The following is a 3,042-nucleotide window of genomic DNA, read 5'->3' as shown; positions in this document are numbered from 1 at the left end:
AGAAGCTTGTTATCACTTATGAAGGATATGGCGAGCTATTACACCCGGAACATCAAATCTTTGCATAAAAAATAAATCACACTTTTAACGTTCCGCCATTATACAGAGTAGTATCCTAATCGCTATGGGCACTTGTATTCAATCGTCAACGCAAGATACTCAGCCATTGGTGTGTAGGTGCCTAATAGTGCCTTTCCAGCTGGACACTTTGGATGACTCTGCTTCGTTCAGCCGTGATATTTGTAGCCAGGCAGAGGGCTTGCCAGTTTCCGCTCTCTCCTAATAGCGTATCCTGAACTTCCACCAGCATACCCGGCTCAATTAACCCGGGTGCAGTGTTGGTATCGGTCAATGATAGCTCGATGGTCGTAATACTCTGGTTGCCACCCTTGGCCAGCTCATTGCGGCCACGCTCGGTGTTCACCTGTGTTTCTGTTAGCCAGTCTTCGAGAATATCGGGAGCCGGATTATTGCCACTGCTTCCGGTTCGTTTGACGTTGACAGCAACGCCTGCATTGGTGCCGGAAACATAAACCGCATTGTAAGCCTGCTCCGGTCGCCAGTTGGCACTTAAGCTAATGACCATGCTCGCAGGCACAATCTTGTCCATCGTGGCAGTATTCCAGTACCAAGGGCTGGCAGGGTAACGGGGCTGTATGCTCACCTGGTCATTATCACGGCTTGGGATAACCACCGATCCAGCTGTGTTAGCGATCTTGGCCACGACCTGCATAGCGGTCTGGTTCTGATAGCTGAATGAACCTCCGGGCATGATCCAATCGGGTGTGCTGTAGTCGTTCAGATCGGGATAGATTGCCGTAAAGCCAGTGTTAGCCAGTTCTTCGCTGATCGCCTGCTTTGCATTGAGGTTGGCGCTGTTGCTCTTGCTTCGTTGTGGCGCATAAGGCGCTGCTAATAGCTGGGTTCGACTGCTGCCATAGAGTGTATAACGTTCATCCCCGAACCGTCGGTTTGTGCTGTAACGCTCAATAATGAAGATCCACTTCCAGCCGTTGATATCCACCTCGATCTGCTTTGGACCGTTCTCGTCCGGTTCGACCAATGCGATATTGGAACCGCCCCAAAGCTCTCCGGTAAAGCTCCATGAGAAGCTATCAATATCGAGACTGATCTCCATTGAGGGTAATTCAATCGGTGTTCGGGCAGGCAATACGACGGTGGTGATAATATTCATTAGCAGATAACTCTCCCTGGTCTCTGGCTGTTCCGGCTCCGGTTTTTCCACCACGTTCGGGTCAGTCTCACCACCATAGTTTCCCGTTACCGTTTCATCCTTGGCCTTCTGACCTAAACCCCATGGCAGAATAACCGGCTGATCTTCGGCCCGGTTGCTACGGAAGGTAAAGGGGCGTTTGCTATCAATGGGGACAGCAGCAGTTTCTTTGTCAAAGGCACCAATCTGGAAAAATACCGAGCCGTTAGCCTGTGGCAGGTATTCCCGATCCTGAAAGGTAAAGTTCAGCGGTTGCTGTGGATGAATGTAAGCAGGGCTTTTCCATTTTTTTGCACCGTACAGATCAACCGACTGCATGCCTTCGGATACGTTGCTATCCCGCTCCGGAGGATGATTCCAAGGGGAGGCCTGTTCCTGATCCTGTGGCTGAATGCTTTTATCCCACGCACTTTGTTTGCCCCTTTCCTTTCGCTCAGGCTGCTGCCAACGGTCGCCGGTTGCCGCTTCTTTCTTCTGGCTCTCCCCATGACTAAAACTGATCTGAATTTCCTTTTTAGCCACTGCTCCCCAAAACAGGCCAAGCGGTGAGGCTTCCAGAGGCTTCGCCTGCTGACTACTTTGCTTCCGGGAGGTGCTAATAGGCCGACTCATTGAATAGCTTGCAGAAAAGCCCTGCTGCCGACTGACCGCCCCTTGCCATTGGCCTTCGTAATGGCGAACCAATCCGGGAGGCGGAGCAAAATAAATCAGCCCCTTTCCGTCAAAAGAAAAGTCAGCAATAGCCGCCGATGACACTGCATAGGGTGCGCCGGTTAGCCGAAACTCTGCGCTGTCGGTGGGAACCTCATAACTCATAGTGTGGGTTCTGCTTTGATAGGACCGTGTGCCAGAGGCCGATAGAAAGGAATGGCTCGCAGGGTGATATCCCCTTCAATGGTGCGGGTGTGAGTCGTGCCGGTATCAATCCACCACACCGGTTCGGTGGCGGGTAAGGTGCCGCCTGCTTCCACCCGGTAAGCATGACCATTAGGAACAGTTGGATGAATCAGATCACCTTGAACCACAGATGCCGTTACGGTGAAAGGCACACCGTATTCGTCCATCGCCAGCACAAAGGTGTCGCCGCCTTCGGTCAGCACGTCCAGCGTATAGCTGCCGGTTTCGCTGTCGCTGGTGGTATCCCCAGTTACTGACCATGAACCATCGGGCTTATGCTCAATAGCCACCAGTTGCCTTGCTGCGGGTTCGGCCTGATTGTCCAGTACCCGTTCTACTTTGCCGCTGATGGTGGCAGGATCACCGGTTGGTGTACCACCGCCTCCACTGGTGTTGATCGCCAGTTCATAGACCACCACGTTATCCGGGGTAATCAACTCACTACTGAACGGTCGCCCTTCGTGGGTAATCAGCAGGCAAAGGTTTTTATCCGCCAGCAACGCTGGCAGGTTCTTCATCACGATCTGTCCATTGTCCGCTTTGGTGGCTACCAGATAACGGGTATTCAAGGGCTGATAGAGTTCCACAACACCGTTATAGGGCAGGCCATCCACGGTAAGCGTTACAGCAATACTGTTGTCGAAGGGCTTCGGTATGCTCAGCTGCTCAATTCGGCACTCCTGCATCACCACTCCCCCGTCAGTTTCACAAAGCAGTTGATGTTGTCATTGATGTTTCTGGCTCGCTTGATGGTGAAGTAATCCTCGCCCTGCACTGTGACCATCTGACAAAAGTTTCTGCCGGATGAACTATTACTCTGGTTCAACCATGGGAACAGACTGTATACCCCCCGAAGACGAAAGCTGTGTTGATAATCCAGAATCAAAAACGCTTCTGATCGAAGCTGAACA

General features: G+C 51.9%; 3 protein-coding genes. All 3 read right to left on the bottom strand.

All coding sequences use genetic code 11. The annotated features are described in order from the left end of the window. Window positions 1-181: 181 nt before the first annotated feature. Window positions 182-2,050 (bottom strand): hypothetical protein, encoded by a 1,869-nt coding sequence (locus tag AK963_RS27360; RefSeq protein ID WP_066018489.1) that lies wholly within the window; start codon window positions 2,048-2,050, stop codon window positions 182-184. Further along, window positions 2,047-2,817, bottom strand: coding sequence for a hypothetical protein (locus tag AK963_RS27355; protein WP_066018488.1), 771 nt, complete (start codon window positions 2,815-2,817; stop codon window positions 2,047-2,049). The genes AK963_RS27360 and AK963_RS27355 overlap by 4 nt, the downstream gene beginning before the upstream one ends. Then, window positions 2,817-3,042, bottom strand: a 226-nt coding sequence (locus tag AK963_RS33785; protein WP_175404688.1) for a hypothetical protein, incomplete at its 5' end; no start/stop codon positions are given. The genes AK963_RS33785 and AK963_RS27355, both read right to left, overlap by 1 nt.

Origin of the sequence: Endozoicomonas atrinae (genome assembly GCF_001647025.1) — a bacterium.
In the GTDB taxonomy this organism is placed as follows: Bacteria; Pseudomonadota; Gammaproteobacteria; order Pseudomonadales; family Endozoicomonadaceae; genus Endozoicomonas; species Endozoicomonas atrinae.
This window is presented reverse-complemented; position numbering and strand designations above follow the sequence as displayed.